A 17562-nucleotide genomic window follows, 5' to 3' on the forward strand; every position below is an offset into this window, starting at 1 on the left:
GGAGCAGCACCAGTGCCATCAGCACACCGATCATCAGCACCCGCTGCTGGTACTGGGTCGGCACCGAGAACTTCGCCATGATCAACGGCTGCTTGATCACTACCACCCGGAAAAGATGAACAAATGGTCTAGCTCATTCAAAGAGCTGGTCGCTGGGTCCCCGCCGTGGAGTGGCGGTGGAGGAACTGGTCGAACGCCTCCGCCACCTGCTGGTCCGTGGCCTCGGAGATCTCCAGTACGTCGTCGCCCAGCGTCAGGCGCAGCGACGGACGCCTGCCATGGCACCGGCCCCACCAGTCCCGGACGACGTTCAGCACCTCGCTCAGTACGGTGCCGGCCGTGCCGAGGTTCACCTGCAGGGCACCGATCAGGGCGGTCTCGCCCGCCCGTGCGCCGGGCGGGACCGGTGGACCGGGGACAGCCGTCACATCGTCCACATCGAGCTGGAGCAGTTCCTCGCGCAGATACCCGGTGAGTTTGGCGATGTGCTCGGCTTCCGCCCCCTCCTCGGAAAGGAGGATCTGCAACTGAGTGTCCACCGGCATACGACCAGTCTCTGCCGCCCGGCCTGCGGTGGCAAACCGCTGGCGCGGTGGGCGTTTCGGGCGCACGGTGGAGAGTGGCGGGTCAGGACCGTCGTACGGAAGTGATCATGATGGAAGCCAAGCAGTGGACCGTGCAGATCTACATCACCGAGGACGGTGACGACACGCGCGCACGTGCCGTGCTCAGCACCGGCGAGACGTCGACCGTCATCGGCAGCGGCATCGCCCGGCGAAACCCGATCGACCGGCCCGTTCCGGAGATCGGCGACGAACTCGCCGCCAGCCGCGCCCTGGAGGACCTCGCCATCCGGCTGCACGATGTGGCCGCCGACGACATCATCGAGCTGGCCGGTCCGGTTCGGACCTGACGGCGGAGACGGGTACGAGGGAACGCTGGTCACCCCGGCTGCGGCACCACCGCCACCGGGCACGCCGCGTGGTGCAGCAGGGTGTGGCTCACCCGGCCGAGCTGCAGGCCGAAGTGGCCGGTCCTGCGCCGCGCCCCGAGGATGACGAGGTCGGCGGCGGCCGAGCGGTGCACGAGTACCCTGCGGGCCGAGCCCTCGACCGTCGTACGGCTGGTCCGCACCCTCGGGTGGTCGGCCGTCGCCCCGGCGAGCAAGGCGTCGAGCACGGCCGATGCCTGCTCCTCGTGCTGCCGCGCCGGCTCCTGGGCCGCCGCCCGATGGACAGGGGGCTCGTACGCGGGGCGGCGCCAGGCGCGTACGACGTCCAGGGTGCATCCGCGTGCCTCGGCCTCCCGGAAGGCGAACCGCACGGCCTCGCCGCACGCTTCGGGCTCCCCGGCGCCGAGCAGGATCCGCCCGTGGGTGCCGGCCAGACCGGCCGGGTCACCCCGGACCACGATCACCGGGCACTGCGCGCGGGCCGAGACGGCCAGGCCGACCGAGCCGAGCAGCAGTCCTCTCAGTTCTCCGCGGCCGCGCGAGCCGGTCACCAGGGCGGCGGCGTGACGGCCCTCCTCCAGCAGGGCGGCGACCGCGTCGGCGGGGATCGTTTCGGTGGCGATCTTCACGTCGCGGTTGCGCCGCCGGGCGCGCTCGGCGGCGGCGCCGACGATGTGCTCCGCCAGCACCCGCTCCGAGGGGCGTTCGGGGCTTGTCTCCGGAGCGACCCCCTCGTAGCGCTCCCACAAGGATGCGTAGACGAGCCTCAGCGGCAGACCGTGCCGGGCGGCCTCGTCCACCGCCCAGTCGACCGCGTGGAGACTGCCGTTCGATCCGTCGACGCCCACGACCAGGGGCAGCTCCATCGTTCCCACCGCCTTTCACCGGGCAGCATCCTGGTCCTACTGTCACGGTCGCATCCCTCGCTCGCGACAGGTAGGCCCCGTGACACCGGCATGATCCAAACGACAGGCGCCAGATCGGAGCCGTACGGCCCTGGCGCCCGCGCGGTCCGCGTGGTGTGCTGTAAGTGACGGGAAGGATACGAGAGAGACGCGGGGAAGCGGCCCTCACCGCGCACCGCGCAATCAGGATCCGCGAGAAGTGGATGTCCTTCCCGTCCCTCATGCCGTCCCTTGTTCCGTCCCTTGTGCCGGGCCGCGCCCGATGGCCCCGTCTCGCGCTCAACGGGGCCGAACGACCCACCGTCAGGCCCATGCGGCCCGTGGTGCTCCCGCCCGCGCGGGAAGAGCCTGGGATCAGCAGGCCCCACGAACCTGGGCTGGTCGCGGCGGCCGGAACGAAGGGACGGACCGATGATCCCCACCACCACCTCGGCCGGAAGCCTCCCGGCCAAGCACCGCGAACGACTGATGCGGATGGCCCGCGAGGTCTCCTTCGACGCGGGCACCCGTCTGTTCGAGGAGGGTCGACGCGCCGACCGGTTCTGGATCATCCGGACCGGCATGGTCACGCTCGACCTGTACGTCCCCGGCCGCCGCGCCCCCGTCATCGAGTCTCTGGGGCCCGGCCAACTGGTCGGCTGGTCCTGGCACTTCCGGCCGTACCTCTGGCATCTGGGCGCCGAGGCCCTGAGCCCTGTGCGGGCCTGGGAGTTCGACGCGGAAGCCGTGCGGGCCCTGTGCGCCCAGGACGCTGAGTTCGGCCGGGCGATCGCCGACTGGGTCGGCAACGTGGTCGCCGACCGGCTGCACGCGTCCCGGATCCGGCTGCTGGATCTGTACGCCCCGTATGGCAGCGGGAGCCAGATATGAACACCCGATGAAGCCCGGCGTTGCGCCGCCGACGGGTTCCCCGGCTGGCGCGGCGCCGCGGGTGCGGGCAGCGTGGAGCTGGAGACATCGACTGCTGACTGCTGAGTGAGGTGGCCGTGCATTCTTCTCAGCCGCATTCTTCTGAACCGCATTCGTCCGAGCCGCTTCCCTCTGCTCCCTCTGCGCCGCGTTCCTCCGAGCCGGTACCGCGGGTGGTCGTGGGGGTGGACGGTTCCCCGTCGTCGTACGCGGCGCTGCGCTGGGCGGCCCGCTACGCGCGGTCCGTCGGCGGTGTCGTGGAGGCGGTATGCGCCTGGGACACACCGTCGGAAATCGGCTGGGCCGGACCGGCGATCGATCCGGAGTTCGACCTGGTGCAGGCCCGGGAGCGTTTCGCGGAGGAGCTGCGCGCCGTCTTCCCGGAGGAGCACCCCGCCGGGCTGCGCGAGGAGCTCGTGGAGGGCGACCCCTCTGAAGTGCTGATCCGGGCCTCGCAGGGAGCGGAGGTCCTCGTCCTCGGCAGTCGCGGCCGGGGCGGCTTCGCCCGGGCGATGCTGGGATCGGTCAGCCAGCGCTGCGCCCAGCACGCGGCGTGCCCGGTGGTCATCGTCCGGCAGGACCAGGCCCCGGCGCACTGACCGTTTCGTCCTCGCCGAGGCTCACGTCCTGCTCCACGCGCCCGCCTTGCCGCACTCCTCGGCCACATCGGGCACGGCCCGCGCGGGGACCGCCAGGACGGCGAGTTCGGGGGTGCGGGGCAGGGCCGTCACGGTCGGGAAGCAGGGCGTGTCCTCGATGGCGTGGGCGTGCGGGTTGACGGCGTACACCGGGCTGGCGAACCCGGCACGGCGGATGTTGCGCAGCAGCGGCCTCATCTCGCCACGTCGGCGGCCCGGCCGCGTTCCTCGTACTCGGCGAGGCCGAGAATGCGGTCGCCGCCCTCGGCGACCAGGGCACCCACACACCAGCGCTACGCCTCCCGCAGGGGCACTCGCCACCACCCGCGCTACGCCTCCCGCAGCGGCACCCGCCACACCACCCGTGCCCCGCCCTCTGAAGGACTGGTCACCTCCAGCGCGCCGCCCAGCTGCTCCGCCCGGTCGGCCATGTTCCGCAGGCCGCTGCGGCGCCCGTCCGGCGGGATGCCGACGCCGTTGTCGGCGACCGTGAGGGTCAGGTGCTCGCCGTCGGTCGACAGCACGACGTCGGCCCGGTCCGCGCGGGCGTGCCGGGCGATGTTGGTCAGCGCCTCGGAGAGGACGGCGAGCACGTGCTCGGCGGTCTCCCTGGGGACCTGGGTCTCCAGCAGGCCCTCCATGCGCAGGCTGGGCGCGAACCCCAGCACCGGTGCCGCCTCCCCGACCGCCCGCACCACCTTGGCCCGCAGTCCCTGACCCACGGCGGTCTCCCGCGCGCGGAGCCCGAAGATCGTCGACCTGATGATCTTGATGGTCTCGTCCAGGTCGTCCACGGCCCGCACCACACGTTCCGACGCCTCCGGATGCTCGATGAACCGTCCGGCGCTCTGCAGCGTCATGCCGGTGGCGAACAGCCGCTGGATCGCCAGGTCGTGCAGGTCGCGGGCGATACGGTCACGGTCCTGGAGCAGCGCGATCTGCTCGGCGTCCCGGCGGCGTTCGGCGAGCTCCATCGCCACCGCGGCCTGGGCGGCGAAGCCCTGCAGCGGCTCGGTCTCCTTCTCGGAGAACACCGTCCGGCCCGCCGGGCGGACCAGCAGCACGACACCTCGTACGCCGTCCTTGCCGCCGATGGGAACGGCCACCGCCGGGCCGAGCCCGGTCACCGGCCCGGGATCGGCCGAGAGCGGCTCGTCGACGGAAACATCGGGCCGGGTGACCGGGACGCCGGCGGAGAAGGCCCGGCCGATCAGGCTGTCGTCGACGGGCAGCACCCGCCCCCGATGTGCCTCCGCCTCCTGCCCGATGGCCAGTTCCACGGTGAGCGAGTCGGTGTTCTCCACCGGCACCGCGACGACGGCCAGGGCGGCGCCGGTGTTCTCCCTGGCCCGCTCGGCGATCAGGGCGAGCACCTCGCCGCGTTCGCTGCCGGACAGCAGGCGATGGGTGATCTCGGCGCTCGCCCGCAGCCACCGCTCGCGCAGCCGGGACTCCTCGTAGAGCCGGGCGTTGTCGATCGCCACCCCGGCCGCCACGGCCAGGGTGGCCAGCACCGCCTCGTCCTCCTCGTCGAACTGCGCCCCGCCGCGCTTCTCGGTCAGATACAGGTTGCCGAAGACCTGGTCGCGGACGCGGATGGGGACGCCGAGGAAGGTGTTCATCGGCGGGTGGTGCGCCGGGAAGCCGTACGAGGCGGCGTGCGCGGAGATCTTCTCCAGCCGCAGCGGCTCGGGGTTGCGGATGAGCTCTCCGAGGATGCCGTGGCCCTCGGGGTAGTGGCCGATCCGGGCGATCTGTTCCCTGCTGATGCCCACAGTGAGGAACTCCGACAGCCGTTTGCCGTCCGGTCCGATCACGCCGAGGGCGGCGTACTCGGCGTCCACCAGCACGGCCGCGGCCTGCACGATGCCGCGCAGCGCCTGTTCGAGGTCCAGCTCGCGGCCGACCGAGAGCACCGCCTCCAGCAGGCTGTGCACCCGGTCGCGGGTGCCCCGGGCCGCGTCCAGGCGGGCCTGAAGCTCCTCCAGGAGCTCGTCCAGCCTCAGCTGTGGCAGCCGCACACGGGCGCCCCCGGGTTCCTTGGGGCTTCCCACCGCTGGTCCTCCAGGTCCCTCGACGTACCTGGGCCGAACGTTCCGGTCCAATGCCACGGTATCGGGCCACGGGAGGGGTCGGTACTGGATCAGGGCTACGGGCCGGGGCCGCCGGTGGTCGGCTCAGTGCCCTTCCTGCCGCTGCCGTTCCTGGGCCTGCGTCGCGATGACGGCGGCCTGGACGCGCCGCTCGACGCCCAGCTTGGCCAGCATGCGGGAGATGTGGTTCTTGACCGTCTTCTCGGCGAGGTAGAGCCGCTGCCCGATCTGGCGGTTGGTCAGGCCCTCGCCGATCAGGGCGAGGATCTCGCGTTCGCGGTCGGTCAGCCCCGGCAGGACGTCCGGCTCGGGCTCCGGCTGCTGTCCGCCGCGCAGCCGTGCCATCAGGCGTGTGGTGGCGCTCGGGTCCAGCAGCGACTGGCCGCGGGCCACCGTCCGGACGGCCGAGACCAGGTCCGAGCCCTGGATCTGCTTGAGCACATACCCGGACGCACCGGCCATGATCGAGTCGAGCAGGGCCTCCTCGTCGTCGAACGAGGTCAGCATCAGGCACGCCAGGTCCGGCATGCGCGAGCGCAGCTCCCGGCACACGGTCACGCCGTCGCCGTCCGGCAGCCGTACGTCCAGCACCGCGACGTGCGGGCGCAGAGCGGGGACCCGGACGAGGGCCTGTTCGGCGGTGGCGGCCTCGCCGACCACGGTGATGTCCGGCTCGTCGTCGAGCAGGTCGTGGACCCCGCGGCGTACCACCTCGTGGTCGTCGAGGAGGAAGACACGGATCGGGGTCTCGGCGGCGCTGCGCTCACTGTCCGACATGGTCCGCTCCTGTCGTACACCGTCGTCTCGTACGCCGTCGTCCCCGTCCGGACGCGGAGGCTTCCCTACTCAGGATCTTGCTCCCGCGTGGGCCGATGGGCCAGGGCCGGTCGGCCCTGTTTTCCCGCCGACTCGGGACGGCCGGCACCTGCCCTCGCGCCCGTGCGCGTTCGACGCTGGAGGCGAGCACAGGAAAGAGGGTGACATGGGCTCCGCACCGGACACCGTCACGGCCATCCCGAACGGCCGGGTCGGCCCCGCCGGCCCGCGCCGGAGCGTCGCGCTGGACAGGGCCGAGGCCCTGCGGCTGCTGGGCAGCGTCTCCGTGGGCAGGGTCGTCTTCACCCGGCGTGCGTTGCCGACGGTACGCCCGGTCAACCACGTCCTGGACGACGGCGACATCGTCATCCGCACCCATGAGGGCGCGGCGCTGACCCTGCACGCCCGGGACGCCGGCGCCCGAGGGGTGGTCGTCGCCTATGAGGCGGACGCCATCGACCCGGACACCCACGTCGGCTGGAGCGTCGTGGTCACCGGCTACGCCAGCCTGGTGACCGACGCCCGGGAGCTGGCCCGCTACCGGTCGCTGCTGCACCCGTGGGTGCAGCAGACCATGGACTACGCGGTCCGAATCCGCCCGGAACTGATCACCGGCATCCAGCTCACCGTCCCGGACGGGACGACCGTGTGACGGTCCCACGCCAGTCGGAGTCTGTCAGCCGTCCCACGACCAGTCCGCGACCTCGGGCAGGTCGGTGCCGTGGGCGCGGATCCAGTCGTGGTGCCGCAGGCGGACGTCCTCCATGCGCTGGCGTACGGCGGCGGCCCGCACCGCGAGACCGGGGACGCGGTCGACGACGTCCATGACCAGGCGGTAGCGGTCGAGGTCGTTGCGGACCACCATGTCGAACGGCGTGGTCGTGGTGCCGATCTCCTTGTAGCCCCGCACATGCAGGTGCTTGTGGCCGGTGCGCCGGTAGGCCAGGCGGTGGATCAGCCACGGGTAGCCGTGGTACGCGAAGATGACCGGCTTGTCGTGGGTGAACAGGCCGTCGTACTCGAAGTCGGTCATCCCGTGCGGGTGTTCCTCGCTCGGCAGCAGGCGCGCGATGTCGACGACGTTCACGACACGGACGGCGAGCTCGGGCAGATGGGTGCGCAGGAGCTGGGACGCGGCCAGCACCTCCTGGGTGGGCACGTCCCCCGCGCAGGCCAGCACCACGTCCGGCTCCCGGGTGTGGTCCTCGGTGCCGGCCCAGTCCCAGATGCCCGCGCCTCGGGCGCAGTGCACCCGCGCCTGGTCCATGGACAGCCAGTCGAAGCAGGGCTGTTTACCCGCGACGATCACGTTCACGTAGTCGCGGCTGCGCAGCGCGTGGTCGGCCACGGAGAGCAGGGTGTTGGCGTCCGGCGGGAGGTAGACCCGTACGACCTCGGGGCTCTTGTTGAGGATGTGGTCGACGAAGCCGGGGTCCTGGTGGGAGAAGCCGTTGTGGTCCTGCCGCCACACGTGGGACGTGAGGAGGTAGTTGAGGGAGGAGATGGGGGCGCGCCAGGGCAGGCGGCGGGTCACGCGCAGCCACTTGATGTGCTGGTTGACCATCGAGTCGACGATGTGGGCGAAGGCCTCGTAGCAGGAGAAGAGCCCGTGCCGGCCGGTCAGGAGGTAGCCCTCCAGCCAGCCCTGGCAGGTGTGTTCGGAGAGGATCTCCATCACCCGGCCATGCCGGTCGAGGTGTTCGTCCACCTCCAGCGTCCCGGCCTGCCAGGCCTTGCCGGTGGCGGCGTAGACGGCGTCCAGTCGGTTCGACGCGGTCTCGTCGGGGCCCACGAGGCGGAAGTCCCGGCGCTGGGCCGTCTCCCGCATGACGTGTTCGAGCAACTGGCCCAGCACCTTGGTGGGTTCGTGCAGGGTCACGCCGGGCTTGTCGACGGGGACGGCGTATCGCTCCAGCGGCGGCAGCGGCAGTTCGCGCCGCAGCAGGCCACCGTTGGCGTAGGCGGTGGCGCCGAGCCTGCGCGGTCCGGCCGGGACGCAGGCGAGGACCTGCGGTCGGGGGCTGCCCTGCTCGTCGAACAGTTCCTCCGGCCGGTACGAGCGCAGCCACGCCTCCAGCGCGCGCAGGTGCTCGGGGTTGTCGCGCACCTCGGCCAGCGGGACCTGGTGGGAGCGCCAGGTGCCCGCCACCGGCAGGCCGTCGACCTCCGCCGGGCCGGTCCAGCCCTTCGGTGTGCGCAGCACGATCAACGGCCAGCGGGGGCGCTCGGCGGCACCTTCCTCGCGGGCGGCGCGCTGGACGGCGGCGATGCGGTCCAGCGCGGTGTCCATGGCTCCCGCCAGGGCACGGTGTACGGCGGCCGGGTCGTCGCCGGTGACGTGGATCGGGTCGTGGCCGTATCCCCGGAGCAGGTCGTCGAGCTCGGGCAGCGGCAGCCGGGCGAGCACGGCCGGGTTGGCGATCTTGTAGCCGTTGAGGTGCAGGATCGGCAGGACGGCACCGTCGTGGACGGGGTCGAGGAACTTGTTGGAATGCCAGGAGGTCGCCAGCGGCCCGGTCTCCGCCTCGCCGTCCCCGACGACACAGGCCACCAGGAGGCCGGGGTTGTCCAGGGCGGCCCCGTAGGCGTGCGACAAGGCGTAGCCCAGTTCGCCGCCCTCGTGGATGGAGCCCGGGGTCTCGGGTGCGACATGGCTGGGCACGCCGCCGGGGAACGAGAACTGGCGGAACAGCCGCGCCATCCCCGCCGCGTCCCGGGTGATGTCCGGGTAGGTCTCGGTGTACGAGCCCTCCAGCCAGCTGTTGGCGAGGACGGCGGGCCCGCCGTGCCCGGGTCCCCAGACGCACAGGGCGTCGAGCCCACGGGCCTTGATCACCCGGTTGAGGTGGGTGTGCACCAGGTTCAGGCCCGGTGAGGTGCCCCAGTGGCCCAGCAGGCGGGGTTTGATGTGGTCCGGGCGGAGGGGCTCGGTGAGCAGCGGGTTGGCCATGAGGTAGATCTGGCCGACGGACAGGTAGTTCGCGGCGCGCCAGTGGGCGTCCAGCGCCTGGAGTTCCTCGTCGGTGAGCTCGGCGGACACCGGTCGCGTGTCGACGGACATGGGGTTCCTTCCCGGTTCGGACGGAGGTGGCGGGTCGAGGTGAGTGCCCTCCCACCTTCCGCCCGATGCCCGGGCACCCGACAGGGCCGACCGGTCCATCCCCGCGGGATGGCACCCGTTCGGGGGCACTCAGCGGGACTCGATCCGGCGGCCGGTGACGGCGACGGGGTCGATGCGCACCCACACCTCCCGCCGGCCTCCCACCCAGGGCCTGCTGTACGTCCGTTCCTCCAGCCGGCGCACCTCGGCCGGCTCTGTCACGGCCCGGGCGTTGCCCCGCACCAGCACGCTCCACCCCTGGCTGAGCGCCTCGTCGATACGGTCGACCTCGAAGGCGACCAGGTTCCCCCGGGCCTGCCAGGGCGTCGTGCCGGGCGCGGTCCGGAAGACGATCCCGCCGTCGACGACGCTGTAGTTGACGGGGACGACGGCCGGACCGGAGGCGGTGGGCACCGCCACCCTCCCCACGCCGTGCGTGCCGAGCAGCGCCCGGCACTCCACCGCGCTCAGCTCGGTGAACCGGCGGTGCCGCGCGGCCCGGCCGAGACCGGGCGGCAGATCGACGTTGCCGCCGGAGAGCTCGGTCACGGTGGTTCCCAGGGCTCCGGCCACCCTGAGCAGGACACCGGCGTCCGGTGCGGCGGCCGGGTTCTCCTCAAGGTGCCGGAGGTAACCGGCGGACGCCCCCGCACGCGCGGCCGTCTCCCGCCGGGTGAGACCCAGCTCGGCGCGCCGCTGGGCGATCCGCCTGCCGAGGTCGCCGCGCGGGGACCCCTCCGTCCTCCTCCACATCGCCTGCTCGGGCATGTCCGTCACTTCCTCTCCGTCAGGTCGGCCGCACGGCGACGACGTCGTGCTGCGGCTCGCCGAGCACCACCTTGAGCGCGCCGGTCTCGGCGGCCCCGGCGAAGACGTCGTACGCCTCCTCCATGTGGTCCAGCGGGAACGTGTGGGTGACCAACTGCGAGGTGGGCAGCCGGCCCGCGGCCGCCATGCGCAGCAGGGTGGGCGTGGAGTACGTGTCGACCAGCCCGGTCGTGATGGTCACGTTCTTGATCCAGAGGTCTTCGAGGTGCAGGGTCGCGGGCCTGCCGTGCACACCGACGTTGGCCACGTGACCGCCGGGGCGCACCATGCGCGTGCACAGCTCGAAGGTCTCCGGCGCACCGACGGCCTCGATGGCCACGTCGGCACCCAGCCCATCGGTGAGGTCGGCGACCAGTTGCTCGGGCGTCTCGCGGGCGTCGGCCACGGCGTCCGCGCCGAGCCGCTTGGCCGCGTCCAGGCGGGCGGCGGCCAGGTCCACGGCGACGATCCGTCCGGGGGGGAACAGCCGTGCCGTGGCGATCGCCGCCAGCCCGATGGGACCGGCCCCGACCACGGCGACGGTGTCCCCGGGCCGTACCCGCCCGTTGAGCACGCCCACCTCGTACGAGGTCGGGAAAATGTCCGCGAGCAGCACGGCGTCCTTGCTGTCCACCGCTCCGGGCAGCGCGTGCACGGACAGATCGGCGTGCGGGACGCGGACGTACTCGGCCTGGGTGCCGTCGATCAGATGGCCGAGGATCCAGCCTCCGCCGCCCCGGCACTGGCCGTAGCTGCTCTCCCGGCAGTAGCGGCAGCGGCCGCAGGCGCTGATGCAGGAGACCAGCACCCGGTCCCCGGGCCTCACGGTGCGCACTTCGCCGCCCACCTCGACGATCTCGCCGACCGCCTCGTGCCCCAGCACCGTGCCGGGCCGCACCTCGGGCAGGTCGCCCTTGAGGATGTGCAGGTCCGTCCCGCAGATGGTGACGGCGTCCACCCGCACGATCGCGTCGGTGGCGTCCTCGATGCCGGGGTCCGGGACCTCTTCCCAGGCGGACTGTCCGGGGCCGTGGAAGACGTAGCCCTTCATGACGTTTCCCTCCTCGGGGGCGAGGACGCGGTGCCGGAAAGGCCCCACAGGTCCAGCGTCACAGGGTCCGCCGGGATGCGCTTGGGCCGGTCGGCCCCGGTGCGCGGCCGGACGGGCCGGGCGGCGTCGACCGAGGCCCTTCGGCCCCATGACCTCTGCCACAAGGGGCCCGACCGGCCCTGCCGCCCACCGCGGCGACGGGGATTGTCTTCCACTGTGTCCGAGACTCGGATCAGGGCCACGCCCCGCCCCACGGCACGTGTCGTCGGTGATACGACGATCGTGGAGCTGAGCGGCGAGATCGACATGCTCACGGCGCCGTGCGTCGGCGCCCGCCTGGACGTGCTGACCGCGGGTCCGCTCCCCGACCTGGTGGTGGACCTGCGCTCGGTGTCCTTCATCGACTGCACCGGGCTGGGTGTGCTGTGCCGGGTCGCCAACCACGTCCGTGCCCGGCAGGGCCGGCTGCGGCTCGTCACGGACAACCCGCGCTTCCGGCGCATCCTCCGGCTCACCCGCCTGTCCGGCGCGTTCGAAGTCTGCGCGGTCCCGCCGGGGGCTGCGGCCATGCCGTCGAGCACCGACGTCGCCTGACCGGTGGCTGACGGCCGCCGGGAAGGCGCTGGGGCGTGCCCGCCGCCGTCCCGCGCTGGGCCGTACGGTCCCCGAAGGAACCCCGTCCGGCCCTCCCCCGGCAGGTGAAACAGCACGAGCCTGGAAGCGAAGGAACGTGCGGAGGAACATGCGGGGCGGCATGGCGCCGTATGTCCCCCGCCCCACCGGAGGTGCGTCATGACCGGACTCGTCGTCGGCGTCGACGGCTCCCCCGCCGGTGCGGCCGCTGCCCGGTGGGCCGCGCACGAGGCCGTGGTCCGGCACGTGCCTGTCCACCTGCTCCACTCCTGGACCACCCAACCGCTCACCGTGCCCGTAGCTGATCAGGCCGGGAGCAAGCGGCGGTACGGGCAGGAGGTGCTGCAGCGGACAGCGGCCGACCTGCGGCACCGCTATGGCGATCTGACGCTGACCACGGAACTCGTGTCGGCGCCCGCCGCACAGGCCCTGCTCGACCGCGGCACGGACGCGGACCTGCTGGTGCTGGGGTCCCGCGGACACGGCTCGGTGGCGAGCTTCCTGCTCGGCTCCATCGCGCTGAACGTCCTGGGTCTCACGCAGTGCCCCGCTGTCGTCGTGCGGGCGGACGACTCGACGGTCGAGGCCGACCGGTGCCACCCGGGGACGGCGGAGCGCAACGAGATCGTGGTCGGGGTGCGGGAGCCGGGACCGGCCGCCGACACCCTGCTGGAGTTCGCCTTCACCACCGCCGACGCCCACGGTGTTCTCGTCCGCGCGGTCACGGCCGTACCCCCGCACTGCGGCCCGCGCAACGGCGAGGAACAACGCGCCAGGCTTCAGGCGGCTCTGACGCCCTGGCAGGAGAAGTTCCCCGAGGTCGCCGTCGTGCAACGCGTCACGGCCGGATCGGCCGCTGAGGTGCTGCCGTCCTTCTGCGCACACAGCCGGCTCCTGGTCGTGGGACGCCGGACGCACCCGCCCCGGGGCGTGTGGAAGCTCGGCCCGGTCGCCCACGCCGCGCTGCGCCACGTCGCCTGCCCGGTCGCCGTCGTTCCGCAGTTCCCGGTCGGCAGCCTCTCGGCCTAGGCCCAGGCCGTCACCGGGACGAACGAGCTGTCCTGGCGGAACAGGTCCGTGCCGTCCGGCAGGTCGACGCCGAGCTGGTAGTCGTAGTGGCGGAGGTAGCGGCCCGGGTAGTTGTACGACTCGAAGCGGATCGAGCCCGACGCGGTGCCCGTGCGGGCGATGAACGTGGCGTCGTGGGCGAACGTCGTCGTGCCGTCGTTCGGGTCGAAGCGGCCGCGGAAGCCGTAGTGGCGCAGGTAGTTGCCCGCGGAGTCGCGGAACGAGTACGCGCCCGCGTCGGCCAGGCCGGGGACGACCGTGAAGGTGGCGGCCCGCTTCTCGGCGGTGGTGCTGGAGGCGGTCACCACGGGGAGGTTGAGCAGGGCGGACTGCTGCTGCCAGTAGCGGGTGGTGTAGTTGGCCGAGCGGAAGGAGCGGGTGACGTTCCTGGCCAGAGTCACGCCGCCGGACACCGTCTCCTTGATGACCGTGAAGTGGCGTGCCGTGCCGGAGATTCCGGGCAGGGCGCGTGGTGCGGTCCAGGTCGCGAAGGTGTCGTAGCTGTCGCTGTAGTAGTAGGTGCCGTCGCCGTAGCCGTCGAAGAAGATGCGCCAGGCGCCGTTGTCCAGCTGTACCAGCGCCGGGCCCTCGCGGTAGCTGCCCCAGCCCGCCCAGTCGCCGGTGCGGTCGATGGTGTACGGCCCGGTGAGGCTGGAGGCGGTGGCGTACTCGATGTACTTGGTGGTCTCGTTCTTCGGGAAGGCGTGGTAGGTCGAGCCGATCCGCACGATGAACGTGTCGATGTGGTTGGCGCCGATGCCGGACAGCGGGACCGGTGAAGTCCACCCGGTCAGCGCCGCGTTGGTGGCCCGCAGCCGGTACGGGGTGAAGATCCACTCGTTGTCGGTGGTCGAGCAGGACACGATGACGTTCACGCTGCCGTCGCTGTCGACGAACCACTCCGGCGCCCACGCGCGCGACAGGTTGGCGATCGGGACCGGATAGTCGTAGAGGAAAGTCCAGTTGACCCGGTCCGAGCTGCGCGCGAAGCCGATGGTGGTGCTGGTGTCCTGCCAGGTGTGCGTGGTGTAGGTGATGTAGTAGTAGCCGTCGGTGTGCCGGAAGATCGCGGCGTCGCGGATCCGGTTGCTGGGCGGGGTGTACGCCGACGATCTCACGAGCCGGAAGTCGGTGGCGTCGTCGGACTGGTAGACGTTCACCGTGCCGTCGTTGCTGTTGAGGAACGGGACGATGGTGTAGCGGGTGGCGGAGCCGCTGGGCGGGGCGGCGGCCGCGGCGGTGCCGAGCATGCCGGGCAGTTCGCCGAGCACGAGCGCCGAGGCGGGCAGGACGGCGAGGGTGCGCAGCAGGGTGCGGCGGGAGGGGGATGCGGGGCGGGATGGGGTCATGTGCGGCTCTCCTCGTGGGGTCGTGCGCGGCTCTGCTTCGACCCAAGGGGTTCGATATACCGAACAGAGTTCGACAAGTCGGTCAGAAAGTAGGGGCGAGGTCGCAGGGCGTCAATGCTTCGCGCACGATGGAACGAGGCCTGTGGGCAAGTTGTGGTTCACGAGGCGTACGGACTGACGCAAACCGGCTTTCCTTTCCGCCCCGTTCCCCCGAAGCCCTGCCGACGTTACCGTTCGGTAGACCACACGCTCCGGAGGTGTCCCGCATGACGCTCGACCCGTCCGCCGGCCTGGCGGAGACAGCCCGTGCGCTCGCCGACGGCGAGGTGACCTCACGCGCCCTCGTCGAGGCGGCCCTGGCCCGGATCGAGGCGACGCAGGGCACGCTGAACGCCTTCCGGATCGTCCGGGCCGAGGCGGCGCTCGCCGAGGCCGCGGCCGCCGACCGGGAACTGGCCGCCGGGACCCGCCGCCCGCTGCTCGGGGTGCCCGTCGCCGTCAAGGACGACATGGACGTGGCAGGCGAGCCGACCGCGTTCGGCTGCCCGGGGACGTTCACGCCGGTCGCCGAGGACGGCGAGGCGGTACGGCGGCTGCGCGCGTCCGGCGCAGTGATCGTCGGCAAGACCAACACCTGCGAACTCGGGCAGTGGCCGTTCACCGAGGGGCCCGCCTTCGGGGCGACCCGCAACCCGTGGAACACCGAGCACACGCCGGGCGGTTCGTCGGGCGGCTCGGCGGCGGCGGTCGCGGCGGGGCTGGTCCCGGCCGCGCTCGGCTCGGACGGCGCCGGTTCGGTGCGCATCCCGGCGTCCTGGACCCATCTGATCGGCATCAAGCCGCAGCGCGGGCGCATCTCCACCTGGCCGCGCGGCGAGTCGTTCCACGGCATCACGGTCAACGGCACCCTGGCCCGTACGGTCGCGGACGCGGCCCTGCTGCTGGACGCCGCCAGCGGCAACCACGACCTCGACCCGTACCGTCCACCCGCGCTCGACGTGTCGAAGGCGGTCGGCCGCGAACCCGGCCGGCTGCGCATCGCCCTCGCGCTGAAGCCGCCGTTCACCGCGCTGCCCGCCCGGCTGCACCCGGAGATCCGCGCCCGGGTCGTCGAACTCGCCGGGAAACTGGCCGCGTTGGGCCACACGGTCGAGGAGGCCGACCCGCCCTACGGCCAGATCGGGCTGACCTTCGTCCCGCGCGCCACGGCCGGTGTCGCCGAGTGGGCCCGTGAGGCCCCCGACCCCGCCCTGCTCGACCCGCGCACCCGGCACGCCGCGCGGCTGGGCCGGCTGCTCGGCGGGACTCCGCTGCGGGCGGCCCGGCGTGCCGAGGCGGCGCTGCACCGCCGTATCGGCGCCTTCTTCACGTCGTACGACGTGATCCTCGCGCCGACGACGGCCGCTCCCCCGCCCCGGATCGGCGCCATGCTGAAGCTCGGCGGTCTCGCCACCGACCGCGCCATGATCGCCGCCTGCCCGTATGCCTGGCCGTGGAACGTGCTGGGGTGGCCCGGCGTGAACGTTCCGGCCGGTTTCGTCAGCGGCGGACTGCCGGTCGGGGCGCAGCTGTTGGGTCCCGCGCACAGCGAGCCGCTGCTCGTCTCCCTCGCCGCGCAACTGGAGGCGGACCTGCGCTGGCACGAACTGCGCCCGCCCGGGCAGGTCGCCTCCCAGTCCCCTGCGGCATAGGGTCGTTGAGCCGCCCGTTACCGTGACCCCCGTGACTGCCTTCACGGATGAGAACGTCCCCGGCCGCTTCGGCCCCACCGCGACCACCGAGGCCGACCCGCGCGAGGTCGGCCGGGTGCGCACCGAGTACTCGCCCGCGCACGACGGCGACCCGGACCCCGGGGAGATCGTGTGGACGTGGGTGCCCTATGAGGAGAACGACGGGCGGGGCAAGGACCGCCCGGTGCTGGTGGTGGCCCGGGAGGCGGCGGGTACGTTCCTCGCCGTGCAGTTGTCCAGCAAGCGGCACGACGGTGAGACAAGGGGCGCGGCGAAGCCGCTCCAGTGGAGCCGGGGCTTGCCCCGGTGGGTGCCGATCGGGAACGGGCCGTGGGACCGGTCGGGGCGGGACTCCTGGGTGGACGTGGACCGGGTGCTGCGGCTGCACGAGGAGGGCATGCGGCGGGAGGCCTGCGCCCTGGACCGGATGCGCTTCAACCTGGTCCGGCACCGGCTGCGGCAGCGCTACGGCTGGAGCTGACGCTCCGGGAACGCGCGTACGAACGCCTCCCGGGTCACCGCTCCCGGCGTCCGGTCCAGCACCGCGAACACCACGTGTCCGAACCTCCCCGCGAACCGTCCGCCCGGCCCCAGCAGGTCCCGGAAGGCGCCCGCGACCTGCGCCGGGTCGTTCTGGAACACCCCGCAGCCCCAGGCGCCCAGGACCAGTCGGCGGTAGCCGTGGCAGGCCGCGGTCTCCAGGACGCGCTCCGCGCGTGCGGCGAGGGCGTGCGGGAGTTCGGCCGCCCGCTCCGGCGCCGTACGGCGCACCACCCCGGCGTTCGGAGCCGCCGCGGTCAGGAACCCGGCCGGGTACGGCTCGTCCAGCAGGCGGCCGCGGTCGTCGCGGAAGACGGGCACGGCGGGTGAATGGATGACACGATCCGTGTAGAACGGGTCGCGGTGGGCGCGGTGATGGCCGTAGAACTCCGCCACCCGCAGCAGGCACGTGTACAGCGCCGAGGCGCGGCACAGCGCCTCTTCCTGGGCCTGCGCGCCGTTGAGGAACCCGCCGCCCGGGTTGCGCGCGGAGGCGAAGTTCAGCACCGCCGTATCGCCGATCCGGCGGGCCGCCTCCAGGCTGCTCTCGCCCGTGACCTCGACGAGGGTGTCCACCGGCGGCGCGGGCGCCACCGGAACCGGTTCGGGGCCGTGCATCCGCGTCCTGTCCCGTGCGCCCGCGACCGCCTCGGCGATGGACACCGTACGCCCGTTCGACGCCCGGTAGGTGCCCGGGGCCACGATCTGCTCGGTCTCCCGCGCGATGGCTCGCAGACGCGCGCTCATGGCGCCACCCCCGTGGGCGCCACGACCGCGCGCCCCGCGATCTCCCCCGTCGTGCTCATGAACGCATCGTGAGCGATATTGGTCCTGCGGTGCAACAGAGTTTCCCGGGCCCCCAAGGCACCGGCATCGGGGCCGCAAAGACCCGGTATGCACCCTTGTGCGAAACGACGCGAGGGTCTTGGGTGGGACGAGTGTGCCGATCCGGCTTGCCGTTTGCCGGATCG

18 protein-coding genes are annotated in these 17562 nt (G+C 72.5%); 8 read left to right on the forward strand and 10 right to left on the reverse strand.

Features of this window, described 5'->3' with window-relative positions; all coding sequences use genetic code 11:
- Positions 1 to 137: 137 nt before the first annotated feature.
- Positions 138 to 545: a hypothetical protein gene (locus tag HJD23_RS02950; RefSeq protein ID WP_171107089.1), complete on the reverse strand. Its 408-nt coding sequence runs from the start codon at positions 543 to 545 to the stop codon at positions 138 to 140.
- 110 nt (positions 546 to 655) lie between these two features.
- Between HJD23_RS02950 and HJD23_RS02955 the strand changes: the two genes are divergently transcribed.
- Positions 656 to 913 carry a DUF1876 domain-containing protein gene (locus HJD23_RS02955; protein WP_171111558.1) on the forward strand — a complete coding sequence of 86 codons (258 nt, stop codon included), beginning with the start codon at positions 656 to 658 and terminating at the stop codon, positions 911 to 913.
- 29 nt (positions 914 to 942) lie between these two features.
- On the opposite strand, the gene HJD23_RS02960 is transcribed toward HJD23_RS02955, so the two are convergent.
- Positions 943 to 1818 (reverse strand): universal stress protein, encoded by an 876-nt coding sequence (locus HJD23_RS02960; RefSeq protein ID WP_171109551.1) that lies wholly within the window; start codon positions 1816 to 1818, stop codon positions 943 to 945.
- 450 nt (positions 1819 to 2268) lie between these two features.
- Between HJD23_RS02960 and HJD23_RS02965 the strand changes: the two genes are divergently transcribed.
- Positions 2269 to 2727 (forward strand): cyclic nucleotide-binding domain-containing protein, encoded by a 459-nt coding sequence (locus tag HJD23_RS02965; RefSeq protein WP_171109550.1) that lies wholly within the window; start codon positions 2269 to 2271, stop codon positions 2725 to 2727.
- Positions 2728 to 2939: 212 nt separating this feature from the next.
- On the forward strand, positions 2940 to 3365 hold the full coding sequence (locus HJD23_RS02970; protein ID WP_171109549.1) for a universal stress protein: 426 nt from the start codon (positions 2940 to 2942) through the stop codon (positions 3363 to 3365).
- 21 nt (positions 3366 to 3386) lie between these two features.
- On the opposite strand, the gene HJD23_RS02975 is transcribed toward HJD23_RS02970, so the two are convergent.
- The 3 genes from HJD23_RS02975 to HJD23_RS02985 all read right to left on the reverse strand — a co-directional run bounded on the left by HJD23_RS02975 (position 3387) and on the right by HJD23_RS02985 (position 6274).
- Positions 3387 to 3602: a CoA-binding protein gene (locus tag HJD23_RS02975; protein WP_171109548.1), complete on the reverse strand. Its 216-nt coding sequence runs from the start codon at positions 3600 to 3602 to the stop codon at positions 3387 to 3389.
- 131 nt (positions 3603 to 3733) lie between these two features.
- Positions 3734 to 5458, reverse strand: coding sequence for a GAF domain-containing sensor histidine kinase (locus tag HJD23_RS02980; protein ID WP_171109547.1), 1725 nt, complete (start codon positions 5456 to 5458; stop codon positions 3734 to 3736).
- Between the two features lie 123 nt (positions 5459 to 5581).
- Complete coding sequence (locus HJD23_RS02985; protein WP_171109546.1) at positions 5582 to 6274, reverse strand: response regulator transcription factor; 693 nt, start codon at positions 6272 to 6274, stop codon at positions 5582 to 5584.
- A gap of 205 nt (positions 6275 to 6479) precedes the next feature.
- Here HJD23_RS02985 and HJD23_RS02990 point away from each other — a divergent pair, with 205 nt between their 5' ends.
- Positions 6480 to 6965 (forward strand): pyridoxamine 5'-phosphate oxidase family protein, encoded by a 486-nt coding sequence (locus HJD23_RS02990; protein WP_171109545.1) that lies wholly within the window; start codon positions 6480 to 6482, stop codon positions 6963 to 6965.
- A gap of 24 nt (positions 6966 to 6989) precedes the next feature.
- Here HJD23_RS02990 and HJD23_RS02995 read toward each other — a convergent pair whose 3' ends face one another.
- The 3 genes from HJD23_RS02995 to HJD23_RS03005 all read right to left on the reverse strand — a co-directional run bounded on the left by HJD23_RS02995 (position 6990) and on the right by HJD23_RS03005 (position 11271).
- Positions 6990 to 9374, reverse strand: a complete 2385-nt coding sequence (locus tag HJD23_RS02995; RefSeq protein ID WP_171109544.1) for a phosphoketolase family protein — start codon at positions 9372 to 9374, stop codon at positions 6990 to 6992.
- A 129-nt stretch (positions 9375 to 9503) separates the two neighbouring features.
- The gene (locus tag HJD23_RS03000) at positions 9504 to 10181 is read right to left on the reverse strand and encodes a pyridoxamine 5'-phosphate oxidase family protein (protein WP_171109543.1); all 678 of its coding nucleotides are present in this window, start codon (positions 10179 to 10181) and stop codon (positions 9504 to 9506) included.
- A 19-nt stretch (positions 10182 to 10200) separates the two neighbouring features.
- A complete protein-coding gene (locus HJD23_RS03005) occupies positions 10201 to 11271 on the reverse strand; it encodes a zinc-dependent alcohol dehydrogenase family protein (protein WP_171109542.1) in 1071 nt (356 codons plus the stop codon).
- A gap of 216 nt (positions 11272 to 11487) precedes the next feature.
- Between HJD23_RS03005 and HJD23_RS03010 the strand changes: the two genes are divergently transcribed.
- Together HJD23_RS03010 and HJD23_RS03015 are read left to right on the forward strand one after the other, a co-directional pair.
- Positions 11488 to 11865 (forward strand): STAS domain-containing protein, encoded by a 378-nt coding sequence (locus HJD23_RS03010; protein ID WP_240980613.1) that lies wholly within the window; start codon positions 11488 to 11490, stop codon positions 11863 to 11865.
- A 198-nt stretch (positions 11866 to 12063) separates the two neighbouring features.
- Entirely contained in the window at positions 12064 to 12933 is an 870-nt protein-coding gene (locus tag HJD23_RS03015; RefSeq protein ID WP_171109540.1) for a universal stress protein, read from the forward strand.
- Here HJD23_RS03015 and HJD23_RS03020 read toward each other — a convergent pair.
- Entirely contained in the window at positions 12930 to 14321 is a 1392-nt protein-coding gene (locus HJD23_RS03020) for a glycoside hydrolase family 43 protein (protein ID WP_171109539.1), read from the reverse strand. The genes HJD23_RS03015 and HJD23_RS03020 overlap by 4 nt on opposite strands.
- A 266-nt stretch (positions 14322 to 14587) precedes the next feature.
- Here HJD23_RS03020 and HJD23_RS03025 point away from each other — a divergent pair, with 266 nt between their 5' ends.
- Both HJD23_RS03025 and HJD23_RS03030 read left to right on the forward strand, forming a co-directional pair.
- Entirely contained in the window at positions 14588 to 16012 is a 1425-nt protein-coding gene (locus HJD23_RS03025; RefSeq protein WP_171109538.1) for an amidase, read from the forward strand.
- Positions 16013 to 16043: 31 nt separating this feature from the next.
- Positions 16044 to 16532, forward strand: a complete 489-nt coding sequence (locus HJD23_RS03030; protein WP_171109537.1) for a type II toxin-antitoxin system PemK/MazF family toxin — start codon at positions 16044 to 16046, stop codon at positions 16530 to 16532.
- Here HJD23_RS03030 and HJD23_RS03035 read toward each other — a convergent pair.
- Positions 16517 to 17338 (reverse strand): TIGR02452 family protein, encoded by an 822-nt coding sequence (locus HJD23_RS03035; RefSeq protein WP_171109536.1) that lies wholly within the window; start codon positions 17336 to 17338, stop codon positions 16517 to 16519. The genes HJD23_RS03030 and HJD23_RS03035 overlap by 16 nt on opposite strands.
- Positions 17339 to 17562 lie beyond the last annotated feature (224 nt).

It is taken from the genome of Streptomyces sp. Z423-1 (genome assembly GCF_013009255.1).
GTDB classification, from domain to species: domain Bacteria; phylum Actinomycetota; class Actinomycetes; order Streptomycetales; family Streptomycetaceae; genus Streptomyces; species Streptomyces gossypiisoli.